Source organism: Albibacterium profundi (assembly GCF_042159835.1).
GTDB lineage: Bacteria > Bacteroidota > Bacteroidia > Sphingobacteriales > Sphingobacteriaceae > Albibacterium > Albibacterium profundi.
The window spans coordinates 1,800,468-1,818,214 of record NZ_JBBVGT010000002.1 but is presented as its reverse complement, the minus strand read 5'-3'; the positions used below and the strand labels follow the sequence as shown (position 1 = coordinate 1,818,214).

The following is a 17,747-nucleotide window of genomic DNA, read 5'->3' as shown; positions in this document are numbered from 1 at the left end:
AGTAATTAAAAAAATATATTGTCAATATAATAGTAGATTATTTGCCAAAAAACTATTGTAAACCGCGATTCTTTAACAAATATTTCACATCGGGCTCTCTTCCTCTAAAGTTCTTATAAAGTTCCATAGGCTCTGCAGTACCTCCTGTTTCGAGAACAGCCTTTCTAAACTTGGTAGCAATGTCCTTATCAAAAATATTTCCACTCTCTTTGTAGGTTGCGAATGCATCACTGTCTAAAACTTCCGACCAGATATAACTATAATATCCAGCCGAGTAGCCGCCAGCAAAAATATGCTGAAAGTAGGTACTCCTGTACCGCGGTGCGATCTCATCAATCAAGCCTATCTTATCCATCATCTTCTTTTCAAATTCAGGAATATCCACCTTTGTGCCTGCTGGCAATGTGTGATACGCCATATCCAACAGTGACGCTGCTAAATATTCTACAGTTTGGAAACCTTGGTTAAACTTAGACGCCTTATCTAGTTTTTCTACTAATTCAGTTGGAATCGTTTCACCAGTCTTATAATGTTTAGCATAAAGAGCTAGCATTTCAGGTTCAAAAGCCCAGTGCTCCATGATTTGAGACGGTAGTTCTACAAAGTCACGAGGCACCGATGTACCCGATAAGGTCTTGTATCGTACATTGGACAGCAAACCATGTAGCGCATGACCAAACTCGTGAAAGAAGGTGGTAACCTCATCCGGTGTCAGCAATACAGGTTCATTCCCAACAGGCGCAGGGAAATTACATACAATAGAAACAATCGGAGCAATTCTCTCACCGTTTTCAATCGATTGCTTTCTATAGGAAGTCATCCAAGCGCCACCACGCTTTGATTCACGAGAAAAGAAGTCCATATACATAACCCCAACCAATGTTCCATCCGCTTCTTTAACTTCGAAAGCGCTGGCATCTTGATGATAGCTGGGAATATCCTGAATTTCAGTAAATGAAAGGCCATACAACCTGTCCACCAATGTGAAGATCCCCTCTCGTACATTCTCCAACTGAAAATAAGGTTTCACATCTTCCGCCATGAAGTTATATTTTTCCATTTTAACTTTATTGGCATAGTAAAACCAGTCCCAAGCTTCCAATTCTTTACCCTCTCCTTCTCTGTCCATTAACTTTTGCATTTCTTGTGCTTCCGACTTCGCGACGGGCAAAGCAGCCGCCCAAAGCTGATTCAATAGATCATATACCCGATCGGGAGTCTTCGCCATGCTTTCTTCTAACACATAGTGGGCATGGCTATCATATCCTAAGAGTCTTGCCTTTTCTGCCCGTAGACTTGCTATTTTAGCAGCCAAGGCCTTGTTGTCATACTCGTTATCATTGTTCGCTCGGTTGATATAGCCTTTGTACATCCTCTCACGAAGGGATCGATTATCAGCATATTGCAAAAAGGGCATCACGCTAGCGTTGTGTAAAGTAAAGCGCCATGCCTTAGGCTTGCCGGCTTTTTCTGCCGACTGTTTAGCGGCAGATCTCAATGAAGCTGGTAATCCAGCTAGATCCGTCTCATCTGTTACGATCACTTCAAAATCATTCGTTTCGGCAAGTAGATTCTGACCGAAGGTCAACGTGGCCAGCGATAATTCACTATTGATTTCGCGCATCCGCTGTTGGTCCTGTTCATCCAAACTAGCGCCACTCCGTACAAATGCTTTATATGTTTTTTCCAGTAAGCGAACTTGCTCGCTCGTAAGATTGGCTTGGTCTTGCATATCATATACTTGCTTAACTCGCTGAAATAGTAGCTTATTCAAGTAGATATCATCGGAATGCTGGGATAAGCGCGGTGCTACGGTCTTAGCAATCTCTTTTATTTCGTCATTCGTGTTCGCCGAGTTTAAATTAAAAAACACTGTACTCACTTTGTTCAATATTTCGCCGCTACTTTCTATCGCTTCAATCGTATTCTGAAAGGTAGGCGTTGAACGCTGCCGATAGACAGCTGATATTTTCGCAGCTTGCTCTTTCATCCCTTCCTCAAATGCAGGAAGAAAATGTTCGTTTTTTATCTGATCAAATGTTGGTACTTCAAAAGGACTGTCGTACTTTACCAAGAAAGGGTTATCAGAACCGGTTTGTGCCTTAATGCTAGTTTCAGCTGTGGTCAGAATTGAAAAAATCAACAAAGTTGACGTTACTGTGTGTTTTAGTTCCATAAAAAAATAAAATATCTTATAAGCTATTAAATGCTATAGAAACAAACATAGCGAAAAATAATTAGCGACTCTGTCAAATTTAAATGACAAACAATGGCATTTTTTTTGCCAACAATACGGAATTAAGGTTGTTAATTATTAAATTAACCGTATACTCGCAGACAATCAAAACATAAAATATACATGACTTTATTGCAATCTTTCTTCGGAGCACCCCAAATTCCATATGAAAATCTAACAAACATTACGAAAGATGCCCCTGAAATTATCGTCTATGCAATTCCGGCGATGGCGTTCTTTACACTACTTGAAATTGGATACAATTGGTACCATAAACACGGAAATTATAAAACCAAAGAAAGCATTGGATCCACCTTGGTTGGTCTTGGAAATGTGTTGATAAACTTTCTATTAAAAGTAGCTTTATTATACGGAGTCGTTTTCGTTTATAACACCGTTCCATGGAGGATGGAGATGAGCTGGTGGACATTTCTGCCATGTTATATTATTTTTGATTTCTGTAGCTACTGGGCACATCGTATTTCGCATCAGAAACGCTTCTTTTGGACCACACACTGCGTGCACCATTCAGCAGAGAATTATAACCTGACGGTCTCGTTCCGTTTAAGTTGGATACAAAATTTCAAAATTATTTTCTTTCTCCCCGCTGCACTATGTGGCTTTCATCCCATTGTATTCTTCGTGGTTAGCCAAGTAGCGGTACTTTTCCAATTTTGGGTACATACAGAGTATATCGGGCGATTGCACCCGTGGATTGAATATATTTTTGCGACGCCATCTAACCACCGAGTGCATCACGGCAGCCAAGATAAATACCTCGATAAAAATTATGCAGCCACCTTTATCATATGGGATCGGATGTTCGGCACTTACCAACCCGAAGAAGAGCGTCCTATTTATGGATTAACAACTAAAATTGGCGACAGGATGGATCCTCTTTTCTTGAACTTTCACGAATTCGGGGATATGATCAACGACGTAAAGAAAGCCAAAGGTCTTCGCAAAAAATTGTTTTATATTTTTGGTAGTCCCACCGCGGTTTATAATGAAAAATTAAAAGCGATGGATTTAGAAAATGAGAAAATACAAGAAGATATAGCAGTAGAGAAAGAAGTTAGTTCTTAACTTCTTTCTCTCACTTCAGTTGCCTCAAATTAATCGCGGCCTCCACGCCCGATTCGACTTAGTAGCCAAATCACGAGGGCGATAACCACGACAACGAGAATAATCCCGAAATACATCCCTCCTTTAAAAATACCGACAATCATGTCGCACGAGCTGAGCATGCTTACAAGAAGAAGCGCGATTACTGGGGCCGACCGTTGTAGTTTATTTTTCATAGATTCATCCTTTTGATTGTGTAAAAGATAAACCGAATAACAAGTGAAAAGTTTTAATCCGCACGAAGATCAAAGTAACTTGCTTGTATCACATTGATCATATTACATCCTTATCAAGAAAAAAGCACCTACCGGATTTATCCTGTAAGTGCTTGGTTATGAAGTGGAGATTACCGGAGTCGAACCGGTGACCTCTTGCCTGCCAGGCAAGCGCTCTAGCCAGCTGAGCTAAACCCCCAAAATGAGATCGCAAATCTAATTAAAGATTTAAGATCTACAAAAACTATTTTACGTCTACTTGCTCTGTTACGTTTAGATCCAGGACCTGAGCACTTCTTGCCCTCATCTTTTTAGTCAACTCTTCATTTTCAGCCAATGAATATCCGTAAGACGGGATTAATTGCTGGAGTCGCTTCTTCCATGAGACCTCCTTCATTTGTTCTGGGAAGCAACGAGCCAACACATCAATCATTATGGATACTGCGGTTGACGCGCCCGGCGAAGCACCCAATAACGCTGAAAGGGATCCGTCAGCACTGGTTACCACTTCTGTACCAAATTCAAGTTTACCGCCATGCTCTGCATCTTTCTTTATCACCTGTACACGCTGACCGGCAATCTCAAGTTCCCAATCTTCCTGTTTAGCTTCAGGCATGTATTGCCGTAGCGCTTTCATCCGATCCTCCGGTGATTGCATAACCTCGCTGATCAAATATTTTGTTAACGGGATATTATCCCAACCCGCTGCCAATAATGGACGGATATTACCAATTTTGATAGAGGTTGCCAAATCAAAATAGGATCCATTCTTCAAGAATTTGGTAGAAAAACCAGCATAAGGACCAAACAATAACGCCTGCTTCCCATCAATAAATCGCGTATCCAAGTGAGGAACAGACATTGGGGGTGCACCCACTGCCGCTTTTCCATATACCTTAGCATGATGGCGTTTGATAACTTCGGGATTAATGCACTTAAGCCACTGGCCACCTACAGGGAAGCCACCAAATCCTTTTGCTTCGGGAATGTCAGATTTTTCAAGTAGAAGCAACGAACCTCCGCCAGCTCCGATAAATACGAATTTGGCAGAAATAACTTTCTTCCTTTTCGTTGTAAGGTTCTTCACCTCAACGTTCCAGCGACCGTTATTTCCACGTTCGATATCTTGCACCTCATGGGCTAATTTCAACGCTACACCTTTTTGTTTCCAAAGGTACTGCAACATCGCACGCGTCAATGCTCCGAAGTTCACGTCGGTTCCAATCTCCATACGGGTAGCAGCAACATGATCATTAGAATCGCGACCGTCCATGACCAGCGGAATCCATTCTTTTAGTTGTTCTTTGTTCTCGGTATAAACCATTCCTTTAAAAAGATGGTTCTCTTGCATCGTATCATACCGCTTCTTAAGAAAGGAAACATTTTTCTTACCAATCACAAAACTCATATGAGGAATGGATCGAATAAACTGATCTGGCATGGAGATTAGACCCTCTTCTACCAGCGAGGACCAAAATTGTTTTGAAACTTCAAATGACTCTGCAATATTGATAGCCTTATCAATCTTGATAGAACCATCTGGTTGCTCGGGAGTATAATTTAATTCACATAGGGCTGAATGACCGGTCCCAGCGTTGTTCCATGCGTCAGAGCTCTCGGCTGCCACCTCGTCTAGACGTTCAAGGATTTGTATGGTAGCATCTGGCATAAGTTGCTTTAACAATGTACCCAACGTGGCGCTCATGATACCAGCACCTATTAACACGATGTCCGCTTCAACAGCGTTATTTTTATTTTTTTTCGTCATTTTTCAAAGAAATCGCACAAAAGTACGATGATTTAGGATAAAATAAAAGTGTTTGCCTTCGGAAGCGGTCTCGCTTTTACTCCTCTTTATCCTCGGGTCCCGCCTTCGGCATATTCTTCATTGCCCCTTTTGGGGCTATCATACGTGTCTTCTTAGCTTTTAAGTTTAACACCTCTACTAAAACTGAGAATGCCATAGCAAAGTAAATATATCCCTTTGGTATATGTTGTTCAAAAGCCTCGGCGGTGAGCGACACACCGATTAATAATAAAAACGCTAACGCGAGCATCTTCACCGATGGATGTTTATTGACGAAACCACTAATTGATTCAGCCGATACCATCATGACGCCAACCGCGATAATAACAGCTGCGATCATTACACCCACCTCGTCAGCCATACCAACAGCAGTAATTACTGAATCTAATGAAAAAACAATATCAAGTACTAAGATCTGAGCGATGACACTCGCAAAAGTAACCTTCTTGGTCGATACCAAATCTTCGTGTTCCTCGCCCTCCATTCGGCCGTGGATTTCCACCGTACTTTTATAAATAAGAAACAAACCTCCAAGCAATAGGATGATATCTCGTCCAGAAAAATCAAGCTTTTCAAACCAATAACCATGGTTTTGGCCAAACCACTCTGCGAAATTAACTACGGGTTTTGTCAAGGACATAATCCAGCTAATTGAAAGAAGTAGTAAAACACGGGTAATCATGGCCAACGCCAAACCTATTTGCCGAGCTTTCTTTTGTTGACTCTCGGGGAGCTTATTGCTTAATATCGAGATAAAAACAATATTGTCGATCCCCAAAACAATTTCTAATACGGTAAGTGTTGTTAGGGAAATCCAAATTTCCGGATTACTAATCCATTCCATACATTGACTTTACTACAAGATTACTAGAATAACTCCTCTTCGTAGAATTTGTTTCTATTATGTGTGGGTTTCCGTCGAGAAGAGCGGACCCTAGGTTCCCTTTAATACTTCGCGGGCAATAACTAGTTTTTGGATTTCGGAGGTACCTTCACCAATCGTACAAAGTTTAGAGTCACGATAAAACTTTTCAACGGGATAATCTTTTGTATATCCATAGCCCCCAAAAATCTGCACCGCTTCCGTCGCACAGCGCACTGCTACTTCTGAAGCATAATATTTGGCCATCGCCGAATATTTGGTCACTGGTTCGCCTGCATTTTTCAGGTCGGCTGCCTTTCTTATCAACAGCTCAGCAGCTTCCACCTCGGTGGCCATGTCGGCTAACTTGAAAGAGATACCTTGAAAGCTTGATATGGGTTTGCCGAATTGATGACGCTCTTTAGAGTAAGCCAAAGCTGCCTGTAGCGCGCCTTTTGCGATCCCCAATCCAAGTGCTGCGATAGAAATCCGACCGCCATCTAAAACTTTCATGGCCTGCTTGAAGCCGTCTCCCTCATTTCCCAAGAGGTTCTCTTTGGGAACCCTACACTGATCAAAAACCAGCTCTGTGGTTTCAGATGCCCGCATGCCTAATTTGTTTTCCTTTTTCCCGTGAGAAAAACCGACAGTTCCCTTTTCGATCACTAAGGCTGAAATTCCATTGGAAGCGTTCTTCTCTCCCGTCCTAACCATAACAACCGCAACATCCCCGCTTTTGCCATGCGTAATCCAATTTTTAGAGCCGTTCACAATATACTCGTCGCCATCAAGAACCGCTGTAGTATTCATTCTCATTGAATCAGAACCCGTATTAGCTTCTGTAAGCGCCCAAGCCCCGATCCACTCGGCTGACGCTAGTTTTGGAAGCCAGCGTCTTTTTTGCTCTTCGGTGCCAAAGGTCATAATATGGCCTGTACATAAGGAATTGTGAGCGGCGAGCGATAAACCAATACCACCACATACACTAGCAATTTCAGAAATTACCGTCACATATTCATGGTAACCAAAGCCCGAACCTCCATATTCTTCAGGTACCAGAACGCCCATCAAGCCCAATTCTCCCATTTGCTTAAAGAGGTCAATGGGGAACGTCTGACTCTCGTCCCATTCCATTACATGTGGCTGTATGTGTTTGTCTGCAAAGTTTTTTACCATTTCTCTGACCATGGCATTATTTTCGCTTGCGTTGTGCATTGCTTGTGTCATAATATTGGTTTCGTTAAATTTGGAAGCTTTTTTATATACAAATATATTACATACTTGCGTAGCACTCAAAATACATTTTATATGCGACTATTCATTATTTTTTCTCTTCTTTTTTTAGGGTTTACAGGAGATACCTTAGCACAGGTAAGCCCAGATTCAGTCGCAGTATCAAAAGATCTCTCGCAATCGGCAAATAAAATCGATTTACACCTAAACCTATCAGCAGGAGAAACTTATTCATATACTACCGATTACAACCAATATATCGTGCAAGAGATTATGGGTTCATCGATTGAGATTCGGCAACAGATGACGACCGATTATCGATATCAAATCGAAAGCAATGATGGAGATGAAATTAAAATAAAGGCGACCTATGAGCGACTTCAAATGCAATTTGAGGCTCCACAAGGCGATTTTGTTTTTGACTCCAACAATCCACAAATGGATGACAAATTCACAAAACTTAATAGCATGATCGATAAGCCTTTCTATATCTATATGAATAGTGAAGGGAAAGTAACGAAAGTAGAAGGCTATGATCAGATAATCGCAGGTCTGGAATTGGACGATAACATTAAAGAACTATTAACAGATTCGGCGCTCATGAATTCGGTAGAAATGAATATCTACGCTCCTCACCCGGTGAGTATGGGTGATAGCTGGAACAAAATAAGATCATACGCTTTAGGCAAGCTCCAATTAAATAGCGACCTGACTTACACACTCGAAGGTATGAGCGAGGACTTAGCTTGGCTAAATGTAAGTGGCCAAATATCAGCAATAGGAACTGAAGAAGCCTATGAGATGGAGTTCTCAGGAACACAGGGCGGTACATTAGAAACCGACATCAATACCGGAATGATCTCCCACGGTAATATCAATATGGACATTGATGCTGTGATCAAATCACAAGGATTTGAAGTGCCGATGAAGATGAATACCACCATTCGCATGTCAGGAACAAAACTATAGGTTAGGTTCACATAAGTAGTTTCATTCTGTTTAGTAGTCCACTAATGTATAAATACGATCACAATAAGGTCGTATACACTCTTTACCATTTAAAAAGTCTAGTCCAACGACAAAAGCAAAGCACATAATTTTGCCACCCATTTTTTCCACTAATTTACTTGCTGCGGCGATCGTTCCACCAGTAGCCAATAAATCATCATGCATAAGAATTCTCGCTCCGGGCTCAAATGCATCGCGGTGAACCTCGATAGTCGCCTGCCCGTATTCCAAATTATACGATTGTTTATAGGTATCTGCAGGAAGCTTTCCTTCCTTTCGGATAGGGATAAATGGAATTTTTAAGCGGTTAGCGAGTAAAAACCCAAACAAGAGACCGCGACTTTCAATTCCGACTATGGCATCCAACTCGAGATCTTTGAATTCGCTCTCGAACACATCGATGATCTCTTCACAAAGGTGCGCGTCTTTAAAGATAGGCGTGATATCTTTAAAGATTACTCCCTCTTTAGGAAAATCGTAGACATCACGAATGACCTTGCGTAATTTCTTTTCTATTGTCTGCATGGTTTGGCTCTTCTTCTAGTTCAAAACTTAGATACGGTGCAATTTTACGCAAAAAATCTTCATCAAGTATTTCAATTTCCAATAAATCCGTTGCTTTCTGGTAGTGACCGTGTTGAATTCTATACTGAACAACCGTATTGGCCTGTCGTGGAGTAATGTACGGATGCTTTAATAATTCTCGATACCCGATGGTGTTAATCGGGATCTTCTGCAGCTGTGTCGAGTCCACAAAGACATGACTTTCAAATCCCTCATAACGTTCCTCGTCCATCCCATACACCTCCAAAAGCTGTTCTTTACTATGGTAACCACCTAAAAGATCCCTGTATTTGATAATACGAGCAGCGAAAGCAGGTCCGATACCATAAAGGTCGAGCAATTCAATCGAATCCGTCGTATTCAAATTAATCATGACGTCCTTAGACGGTCTTTCGAAAGGAGCATGACTATTGCGTACACGTTCGGCATCATGCCCTTGCTGCGAATTTTTATCCCTTGTTTGGGCATTGACGTTCGATACGAACTCGACAGATGCGATTTGAATAAAAGGGGCAAGACGTTGATAATCTTCTTCTGTCATCGCATATATTTTTGCAAAGTCTTCTTTCCGGTAAAAACGGCCGCCTTTCTCTCGGTAATTATGAATCATTCGACTTTGCACATCAGTTAGTCCTAGTCGTTTCCCTTCCTCTGCGGATAGGGTGTTGGGATCAAATGTGAAATATTCAGGACTAATTGAGGACAAAGCAGAATCAGAAACCCTTGCATCACCATCAACCGTTGGTCGATTTTGTTCGATGAAATTAATAATATCCCTCTTACGCATCGCAAATTCGGCATCTACCTCCCTTGGGGCTAAAAGCCGGTACGCTGTAGGAAGTAACCACAAAACGACGATAATACTAGTTAAAAATGCGATTCCTTGAATTTCTTTCCTAGAAAACGAAAAGTTAGTCAAAAACCAGTTCTTCATGAATAAACCAATCCTTTCAAAGCTGTCTTTCGCAAACATACAAAGAAAGCCATGCTTTCCAATAAACGTAAAAACGGCTCTCGCTTTGCGACAGCCGTTTTTTCTTATTAGTGAATCTTTTTAAACTCTAACAAATTTAAAAGGTCCAGCTATATCCGACACCAAAACTGCGACCTGGCTTTCTGTATTCGAATGCTTGCGATGCTGCGTTGTATGATTCATACAAGCTCTCCCTGTCGTCGTCCAAAATATTATCAACCTTAATGGTAATAGTTGAGGCTTTTTTAGGCCCGATCTTCTTCGAAAATTTAAAGTTCAGACTGTTAAACGGTTGAACAAACACATCGGGATTTACATTAGCTCCTACAATATCTAACGTCTTACCCTGTACATTATAGAAAAAACCAGTTTCGACTCCGCGGTCAATATCGTTATACGCTAAACCTGTATTGATGAGATAAGGAGACTGACCTTGCAGCTTTCTAGTATCTTCAACTTCCTCCCCATCTCTAGCGGCAGCCAAGCGAGATTGATATTCACTATCACTCATCTTGATCCTTGACTCAATCAGCGAAAGATTTACATTTAAGCTCAATTTTTCTAGATCTTCTGAAATAAAACCAAAGTTTTTCCGCGCTTCAAACTCAACACCAAAAACATCCGCTTCGGGAGCATTTTTTGGTGTAAACTGATTCGGTGTAATATCAGAATAAACCACCAGCTCAATTGGGTTCTTAAATTTCTTATAAAAACCGCTTACAGCAAACATTTGGGCCTGATCTCCAAACAGCTCATAGCGCAAGTCAAAATTATTGATATAGGTTGGTACTAAATCTAGGTTTCCAAGAAACATCACTCCAGTCAAAAGGTCTTGTATCTGGACAACGGATAGTTCTTTGAAAGTCGGTCTGGCCGTTGTTCTGTAATAAGAGAATCGTAGATTGTTATTTTCCTTTAGTTCGTATATCAAATTAGCCGACGGGAAGAAATCTAATTCATCGATTGTCTTTTCATTATCATAAACCTGACTACCACTAGCATTCTGACCTGTAAAGAAGGTCATGAACTTCTCTGCACGTAGACCTAAGATCGTTCTTAATTTCTCTCCTACTTTAAACTCGTTCGAAACGTATATAGCGGCGGTGTGCTGCGTACCGTCAAATGTATTGGATGGCTGATAACTACCTTCTATATAATAGCCTTTATCGTTCTCGGTTGTCCAAATATTCTCCTCGGTTAAAATAGCATCGGGATCACCATTTAAATCAGACGTATTGACATTACGATTAGCTATATTGTATTTGTAAATACCAAAATCACGTTGCTTATAGCTGTACAATCCACCAAATTTCAAGGTAGCATTTTGCTCCATCAACTGATATTTTTTTGACAGATCGACTTTCCCTACCAAATTGACTTCTTCCAGATCCCTCCAGATGCGAGTAGGAAAACCAGCATCCGAGCCAATTGTCAGGCTACCATTACTGTTCTTAATAAACGTTGTTAAGCGCACATCTTTATCATGCACTTTTGACAAGGTCGGAGAAACTTTCCACTCGGTTGTAAAAGAAGCATCTTCATTTGTATGTTTACCGCTTAAGGATAGGTTAGAAATGGAGCGTTGCGTATATTCGAGATTGTCTTTGACTACATCAATGGTATTAGAAATCTCTGTACGCTGATCGAATATTGCGGCACGTGTCTCACCATTTTGGATCCTCAATAAATTGAGCACATATTTAGACCGATCCGTTTTATAAGCTAAGCCCGTAAGGATGGACGCCAGAACATTGTTCTCTCCCAGGTTCCCTCGTTGCCTTCTGTCGAACCTTAATTCATAATCGCTTTTTGACACCGGTCGTTGATATATACCATTTTCGAAACCCTCGTAAAATGAAGTGCTATTTTTATAATCAATCGAAGCGATGAAACCAAGCTTATGATCACCTACGGCAAACTGATTACCATAATTCAGACCTACCGAAAAGTCGGGCATACTATTTTTATTCATTGCAGCCATAGTGGGATTGAAGGAACGAGTGATTCTTTCTAATTGATCACGCCCTGATCCATAAGGCGAAGGGATGTCTAACTCTTTTGATACGGGTAATTTCCGCGTTCCGTCATCAAAACCCAAGAAATCAGTTCCACCACCATTATATGATAGAAAATTATCTTTAAAATGCATATCCGGATTGAAATCACCAGATATTGAAATTCCAAATTGTTTCTGTGTCGGAAAATCCTTTGTTACAATATCTACTACTCCGCCAGTAAAGTCGGCCGGCAGTTCAGCAGATGCAGACTTAACCACGACAATATTCTCCAAGATGTTCGTCGGGAAAATGTCCATCTGAATGGTGTTTTTGTCTGGATCAAGGCCGGGGATGTCCATGCCATTCAAAATTGATTTGGTGTATCGATCCCCAAGTCCTCGTACGTAAACATATTTCCCTTCTTGAACCGATACCCCCGGAACAGCTTTGACCGCCGCGGCTATATCGCTAGCTCCAGCGCGCTTGATACTCTGCATCGACAAACCGTCCATAAGAATACCGGCGTTCTTTTGCATTCTCAGAAGTGACACGTCTGTATTTTTTCTTGCTGTTGTCGTAATTACCACAGCGTTCAACATGTCGTTAGCAGGATTGAGAACCAAGTCTATTTCTGTTACCTTTCCATCTTCTACTACAACATCCGACACTTCTTTAGTTTCATACCCAACGAAGGTATAAACCAGTGTATACACACCCTCACTTAACTCCAACGCATAATCTCCCTCAAAATCCGTATTTACCGCTGTTTGAGTTCCCTTTACGAGGACACTCGCATATGCCAAGGGTTCATTATTCGCACCATCAACCACCGTCCCTACTACACGATCTGCAAATGCGATACATGAAGTGATTAAACAGAAGGTTAAAAGAAAAACTTTCTTTATCATTATAGAGATATTATTATTCTTAATCAAAAATGTCCATCTCCCTTAGTGGTAATGATGGACATTTTATTTTACATTATTCTTAATTAGAAAGCGCCTTTCTCGGCCGCGTAGGTCCAAGAGAAGTTTGCTAGGTTAGCACCTACTGATGCCTCACCTGCACTTTCAATTGCCGAAGCATTGCCAGAAAATTTGATTACAGTCTCTGCAGTTGCTCCTGTGAAAAAATCAGCAATCGTTAAACTGCCAGGTAAAAGTAGCTCCCAGTTAGCGAATTTAATACGATCCGCTGAAAGTTCAGCCTGCGAGTCTTCGCCGTTAATCTTTACTGCCGATGCAAGGCCAGGGTTCAATACAAGGATATTTTCTAGATTAACCACAACGCCGTCTCTTAGGTCGGCAACTAAAGCGTCTTTACCATTTGCGAAAACGGTGATGTCTTTCATGATAAAAGGAGTACCATTAGTTGTACCTTCCGGACCGTCTAGTTCAAACGCGCTTCCTGGTTCGTCACCTTGAATAACAACAGCATTCGAGATTGTACCTGTATATTGTTGATCTACGTCTAAACCATCGTCGCCATGAGCCCATGTAAGTAGGTTTGAAGAATTTACGGTACCACCAAACCACTCAATACCATCATCCTGATTGGCAACAATTTCGATATCCTGAATAACCGTACCTGATCCAACACCTCCGAGGGTTAAACCGTTAATCTCGTTATCCTGTCCGATAGTAATACCGCCATGACGGATAGAAACGAACTTCAATGATCCAGAGTTATCATTCGGCTGGTCGCCTCCATACTGCCCATAAGACTCGGTAGCCGGAATTCCTTCAATTTGTGCAACTCCAGCGTCATTTCCCACAGAGATCGGCGCCTTTCCTAAGATAATCACACCACCCCATAAGCCATTAGCGGTTTCATCTAAATTTGTTCCTGCCTTCTGTCCAGGCTGAATATTATCATCTACAGATGTGAAGATAATAGGCGACTCAGCTGTACCGTTCGCAACTAACTTACCACCTTGATCGACAACCAATGCAGAAGCTGAAGCTTCTTGCCCCTTTGCACCTTTGATAATCGTTCCCGGCTCGATTGTCAACGTAACACCGTCGTTCACAACTACTTTGCCGTCTAAAATGTAGACGTTATTCGAAGTCCAAGTTTCATTTTCAGTTAAGATGCCACTTCTCGATAGCTCTTCTCCTGGCTCTACCGGCACTGGCCCTTCGGGTCCATCGTCGCTACATCCGGTTGCGAATCCTAATACTGCTACAGCACATAGGGATAAGAAGAAATTTTTCATGTTTTTCATTTTGATTTTTCAGTTATTATGGTCTTTTTTGTTTTAAATCGTGTTTTAATTTCTTGACCTTTAAAATTCTGCTACAAAGAACGCCCATTAATGTAATGCTAACATTAACCTAACATTACATTTGAGTTATTTAAATATTAAATAAACATTAACCTCCTATACAATCGCCTCGTTAACAGAATCTTATTAACCCCAGAATCATTAAAAGCAGCCATTTCCACTTTACTGATTGATCAATTTCTTAATATGACTTTGCATCCACATCCTTGGGCGTTTTTTTATTTTATTTTTTGTAAATTCGCAGCAATTTTCAGATGATATACTACATCTTATGTAGATCTTGGTCATTGACACTGGAATTTCATTAAACAAAACAAAAACATAACTATGGCATTTGATATCGAAATGATAAAAGATGTTTATCAACGATTTGAGACCCGCATTGATGCAGCTCGAAAATCTGTTGGCAAACCCCTCACTCTTACGGAAAAAATTCTTTATGCTCACCTTTGGAAAGGCGAAACTAAAACAGCTTACCAGAGAGGTCAGGACTATGTAGACTTCGCTCCTGATCGTGTAGCAATGCAAGATGCTACCGCACAAATGGCTTTATTGCAATTCATGCAGGCTGGCAAGCCTCAGGTAGCGGTACCTTCAACGGTACATTGTGACCATTTAATCCAAGCTAAAATTGGCGCAGATGCAGATTTAGAAATTGCAAACGAACAAAACCGTGAAGTTTATGATTTCTTATCTTCTGTATCTAATAAATATGGCATCGGTTTCTGGAAACCAGGCGCAGGTATTATCCATCAGGTTGTATTAGAAAACTACGCATTCCCGGGCGGAATGATGATTGGAACAGATTCACATACACCCAATGCAGGTGGCTTAGGAATGGTTGCTATCGGTGTAGGTGGTGCAGACGCCTGTGATGTAATGGCCGGTTTACCATGGGAGCTTAAATTTCCAAAGCTCATTGGAGTAAAATTAACAGGAAAGCTTTCTGGCTGGACATCGGCGAAAGATGTTATTTTAAAAGTTGCCGGAATATTAACTGTTAAGGGTGGAACCGGAGCTATTGTTGAGTACTTCGGCGAAGGAGCTCAAAGCCTGTCTGCTACTGGAAAAGGAACCATTTGTAATATGGGTGCTGAAATTGGTGCAACAACTTCAATTTTCGGGTACGACGAAAAAGCTGAGGCATATTTGAGAGGAACTGACAGATCCGATGTAGCTGATCTAGCTAATCAGATTAAGCAACACTTAACTGGCGACGCAGAAGTATATGCTAACCCCGAAGCATATTTTGATCAGGTAATAGAAATTAACCTGTCCGAGTTAGAGCCCCATGTTAACGGGCCGTTCACACCTGATCTGGCATGGCCTATATCGAAGTTTGCAGAAGCTGTAAAAGAAAATAACTGGCCTGATAAATTAGAAGTCGGGCTAATTGGCTCATGTACGAACTCTTCCTATGAAGATATCAGTCGCGCTGCTTCTTTAGCACAACAGGCTGTTGATAAAGACCTTCAGGTACAATCGGAATACACAGTTACACCAGGCTCGGAACTGGTGCGTTTTACAATCGAACGAGATGGGTTCCTTAACACATTTGAGAAAATAGGCGGTACGGTACTGGCAAATGCTTGTGGACCTTGTATCGGACAGTGGGCTAGGCATGGTGCAGATAAAAAGGAAAAGAACTCCATTGTTACATCGTTCAACAGAAACTTTGCAAAACGTAACGACGGCAACCCAAATACGCACGCGTTTGTGGCTTCCCCTGAAATAACAACGGCTTTGGCTATTGCAGGCAAGCTATCTTTCAATCCATTGACAGATACGTTAACAAATACAAAAGGCGAGCAAGTAAAACTTGATGAGCCATCAGGATTAGAGCTACCGACAAAAGGCTTTGCAGTTGAAGATGCAGGTTACCAAGCTCCAGCAGTAGATGGAGACAGTGTACAGGTTATCGTAAGTCCAGATTCTGACCGCCTGCAATTACTAGAACCTTTTAAACCATGGAACGGGCAAGATCTAACCAACATGGTTTTGTTAATTAAAGCAAAAGGAAAATGTACAACGGACCATATTTCAATGGCTGGACCTTGGTTAAAATATCGTGGTCATTTGGACAACATTTCTAACAATATGTTGATTGGCGCTATCAACTTTGTCAACGACAAGGCGGATACAGTCAAAAACCAATTAACTGGGGAGTACGGAGCGGTTCCGGCTACTCAACGTGCCTACAAAGCTGCGGGAATTGACAGCATTGTTGTAGGTGATGAAAACTACGGTGAAGGTTCTTCTCGAGAACATGCAGCGATGGAACCTAGACACCTGGGCGTTCGGGTTATCCTTGTTAAGTCGTTTGCTCGTATTCACGAAACGAATCTAAAGAAACAAGGGATGTTGGGCATCACATTTGATGATCCAAATGACTACGATTTAGTTCAGGAGGATGATAGGATTGACGTAATTGGACTGACCGATTTCGCAGTTGGGAAACCACTTACTGTTGTTTTGAATCATGCCGATGGGACTAAGGACTCGTTCCCGGTAAACCATACATACAATGAGCAACAAATCGAATGGTTTAAAGCTGGAGGAGCTCTTAATATCATACGACAAAATCAAGGTTAAGACAACCTTGTAGTTATTCCGCAAAGGGGAGCATTTATTTACGAAATAAACGCTCCCCTTTTTTTATTAGAAACTTCATGTTCTTTTAATACTGTGTTAATGTATGTATGCTATCTTACAATCCATTTAAATTCGAATAATATGAGTAGGTTAAATTTGGAAATATCAGACAAAGAGTTTGTCATTAAGTTGGATAGGAGTAAATACACGATCGGAATGATCGAAAACATGATTAAACGTATACAAAACGATTATTCGCCTTTTCGATTAATTGATGACCCAACAACCGATGATGTGCGCACGCGCATTAATGATCATTATGAAAACCCATTCGATCATCTCTCAGAAAAATAATTGCTAAGAGGCTAACGGATAAGCGCTTTTTATGAATTTTTTCACCATTTACAGAAGGTTTATTTGCATATTCTAAATATATTCATTTATATTTATGCCGTAAATAAAACTTAAACAAATATTTTGAAATGGGAGATTTTGACAAAAGAGAACGTGAAGAGGTCTTTTCAAAAAGAGTGAGAGCAGGAAAACGCACCTATTTTTTTGATGTAAAAGCAACGCGCGCGAACGATTATTATCTAACTATCACAGAAAGCAAGAAGAGACTTGAGGATGGTGTGTTTATTAAACACAAGATTTTTCTATACAAAGAAGATTTTGAAAAATTTGCAGAAGGACTAACCGAAACTGTTAATTATATTAAAGAAAATCAAGAGGTAGTCGAAAAACGCTACGAATTTTCGGAAAATGGCTATTCCAACCCAGAACCAAAATCTGACGATTTCAGCTATTAAAAAAACATAACATTATAACAAAAAAAGCTTGGCACTCACTGC

At 40.9% G+C, this 17,747-nt stretch carries 13 protein-coding genes and 1 tRNA gene; 5 read left to right on the top strand and 9 right to left on the bottom strand.

Annotated elements, in window-relative coordinates:
- Nucleotides 1-52: 52 nt before the first annotated feature.
- Nucleotides 53-2,176, bottom strand: coding sequence for a M3 family metallopeptidase (locus WKR92_RS09510; RefSeq protein ID WP_375557591.1), 2,124 nt, complete (start codon nt 2,174-2,176; stop codon nt 53-55).
- Nucleotides 2,177-2,359: 183 nt separating this feature from the next.
- Here WKR92_RS09510 and WKR92_RS09505 point away from each other — a divergent pair, with 183 nt between their 5' ends.
- Nucleotides 2,360-3,322 carry a sterol desaturase family protein gene (locus WKR92_RS09505; protein ID WP_375557590.1) on the top strand — a complete coding sequence of 321 codons (963 nt, stop codon included), beginning with the start codon at nt 2,360-2,362 and terminating at the stop codon, nt 3,320-3,322.
- A gap of 379 nt (nt 3,323-3,701) precedes the next feature.
- Here the strand turns inward: WKR92_RS09505 and WKR92_RS09500 are convergent.
- From WKR92_RS09500 to WKR92_RS09485, 4 genes are all read right to left on the bottom strand, one after another.
- A tRNA-Ala gene (locus WKR92_RS09500) sits at nt 3,702-3,775 on the bottom strand.
- Between the two features lie 45 nt (nt 3,776-3,820).
- Nucleotides 3,821-5,344 (bottom strand): malate:quinone oxidoreductase, encoded by a 1,524-nt coding sequence (locus tag WKR92_RS09495; RefSeq protein WP_375557589.1) that lies wholly within the window; start codon nt 5,342-5,344, stop codon nt 3,821-3,823.
- Between the two features lie 76 nt (nt 5,345-5,420).
- Nucleotides 5,421-6,227, bottom strand: coding sequence for a TerC family protein (locus WKR92_RS09490; RefSeq protein WP_375557588.1), 807 nt, complete (start codon nt 6,225-6,227; stop codon nt 5,421-5,423).
- Between the two features lie 90 nt (nt 6,228-6,317).
- Nucleotides 6,318-7,472 (bottom strand): acyl-CoA dehydrogenase family protein, encoded by a 1,155-nt coding sequence (locus tag WKR92_RS09485; protein ID WP_375557587.1) that lies wholly within the window; start codon nt 7,470-7,472, stop codon nt 6,318-6,320.
- Between the two features lie 81 nt (nt 7,473-7,553).
- Between WKR92_RS09485 and WKR92_RS09480 the strand changes: the two genes are divergently transcribed.
- Nucleotides 7,554-8,447 carry a DUF6263 family protein gene (locus WKR92_RS09480; protein WP_375557586.1) on the top strand — a complete coding sequence of 298 codons (894 nt, stop codon included), beginning with the start codon at nt 7,554-7,556 and terminating at the stop codon, nt 8,445-8,447.
- Nucleotides 8,448-8,477: 30 nt separating this feature from the next.
- Here the strand turns inward: WKR92_RS09480 and WKR92_RS09475 are convergent, their stop codons facing one another.
- The 4 genes from WKR92_RS09475 to WKR92_RS09460 all read right to left on the bottom strand — a co-directional run bounded on the left by WKR92_RS09475 (nt 8,478) and on the right by WKR92_RS09460 (nt 14,235).
- Nucleotides 8,478-9,011 (bottom strand): adenine phosphoribosyltransferase, encoded by a 534-nt coding sequence (locus WKR92_RS09475; RefSeq protein WP_375557585.1) that lies wholly within the window; start codon nt 9,009-9,011, stop codon nt 8,478-8,480.
- The gene (locus WKR92_RS09470) at nt 8,971-10,023 is read right to left on the bottom strand and encodes a ComEA family DNA-binding protein (RefSeq protein WP_375557584.1); all 1,053 of its coding nucleotides are present in this window, start codon (nt 10,021-10,023) and stop codon (nt 8,971-8,973) included. Before WKR92_RS09470 ends, WKR92_RS09475 begins: the two co-directional genes overlap by 41 nt.
- Nucleotides 10,024-10,120: 97 nt before the next feature.
- Nucleotides 10,121-12,928, bottom strand: coding sequence for a TonB-dependent receptor (locus tag WKR92_RS09465; RefSeq protein ID WP_375557583.1), 2,808 nt, complete (start codon nt 12,926-12,928; stop codon nt 10,121-10,123).
- 83 nt (nt 12,929-13,011) lie between these two features.
- Nucleotides 13,012-14,235, bottom strand: a complete 1,224-nt coding sequence (locus WKR92_RS09460; protein ID WP_375557582.1) for a beta-helix domain-containing protein — start codon at nt 14,233-14,235, stop codon at nt 13,012-13,014.
- 396 nt (nt 14,236-14,631) lie between these two features.
- Here WKR92_RS09460 and WKR92_RS09455 point away from each other — a divergent pair, with 396 nt between their 5' ends.
- From WKR92_RS09455 to WKR92_RS09445, 3 genes are all read left to right on the top strand, one after another.
- Complete coding sequence (locus tag WKR92_RS09455) at nt 14,632-16,896, top strand: aconitate hydratase (RefSeq protein WP_375557581.1); 2,265 nt, start codon at nt 14,632-14,634, stop codon at nt 16,894-16,896.
- Between the two features lie 141 nt (nt 16,897-17,037).
- Nucleotides 17,038-17,250, top strand: coding sequence for a hypothetical protein (locus tag WKR92_RS09450; protein ID WP_375557580.1), 213 nt, complete (start codon nt 17,038-17,040; stop codon nt 17,248-17,250).
- A 128-nt stretch (nt 17,251-17,378) separates the two neighbouring features.
- Nucleotides 17,379-17,705: a DUF3276 family protein gene (locus WKR92_RS09445; RefSeq protein ID WP_375557579.1), complete on the top strand. Its 327-nt coding sequence runs from the start codon at nt 17,379-17,381 to the stop codon at nt 17,703-17,705.
- Nucleotides 17,706-17,747: the final 42 nt, after the last annotated feature.

What these genes read in the sequence shown, in the direction of transcription:
- WKR92_RS09510 (WP_375557591.1), bottom strand. Translation starts at nt 2,176, where the DNA reads ATGGAACTAAAACACACAGTAACGTCAACTTTGTTGATTTTTTCAATT.
- WKR92_RS09505 (WP_375557590.1), top strand. Translation starts at nt 2,360, where the DNA reads ATGACTTTATTGCAATCTTTCTTCGGAGCACCCCAAATTCCATATGAA.
- WKR92_RS09495 (WP_375557589.1), bottom strand. Translation starts at nt 5,344, where the DNA reads ATGACGAAAAAAAATAAAAATAACGCTGTTGAAGCGGACATCGTGTTA.
- WKR92_RS09490 (WP_375557588.1), bottom strand. Translation starts at nt 6,227, where the DNA reads ATGGAATGGATTAGTAATCCGGAAATTTGGATTTCCCTAACAACACTT.
- WKR92_RS09485 (WP_375557587.1), bottom strand. Translation starts at nt 7,472, where the DNA reads ATGACACAAGCAATGCACAACGCAAGCGAAAATAATGCCATGGTCAGA.
- WKR92_RS09480 (WP_375557586.1), top strand. Translation starts at nt 7,554, where the DNA reads ATGCGACTATTCATTATTTTTTCTCTTCTTTTTTTAGGGTTTACAGGA.
- WKR92_RS09475 (WP_375557585.1), bottom strand. Translation starts at nt 9,011, where the DNA reads ATGCAGACAATAGAAAAGAAATTACGCAAGGTCATTCGTGATGTCTAC.
- WKR92_RS09470 (WP_375557584.1), bottom strand. Translation starts at nt 10,023, where the DNA reads ATGTTTGCGAAAGACAGCTTTGAAAGGATTGGTTTATTCATGAAGAAC.
- WKR92_RS09465 (WP_375557583.1), bottom strand. Translation starts at nt 12,928, where the DNA reads ATGATAAAGAAAGTTTTTCTTTTAACCTTCTGTTTAATCACTTCATGT.
- WKR92_RS09460 (WP_375557582.1), bottom strand. Translation starts at nt 14,235, where the DNA reads ATGAAAAATTTCTTCTTATCCCTATGTGCTGTAGCAGTATTAGGATTC.
- WKR92_RS09455 (WP_375557581.1), top strand. Translation starts at nt 14,632, where the DNA reads ATGGCATTTGATATCGAAATGATAAAAGATGTTTATCAACGATTTGAG.
- WKR92_RS09450 (WP_375557580.1), top strand. Translation starts at nt 17,038, where the DNA reads ATGAGTAGGTTAAATTTGGAAATATCAGACAAAGAGTTTGTCATTAAG.
- WKR92_RS09445 (WP_375557579.1), top strand. Translation starts at nt 17,379, where the DNA reads ATGGGAGATTTTGACAAAAGAGAACGTGAAGAGGTCTTTTCAAAAAGA.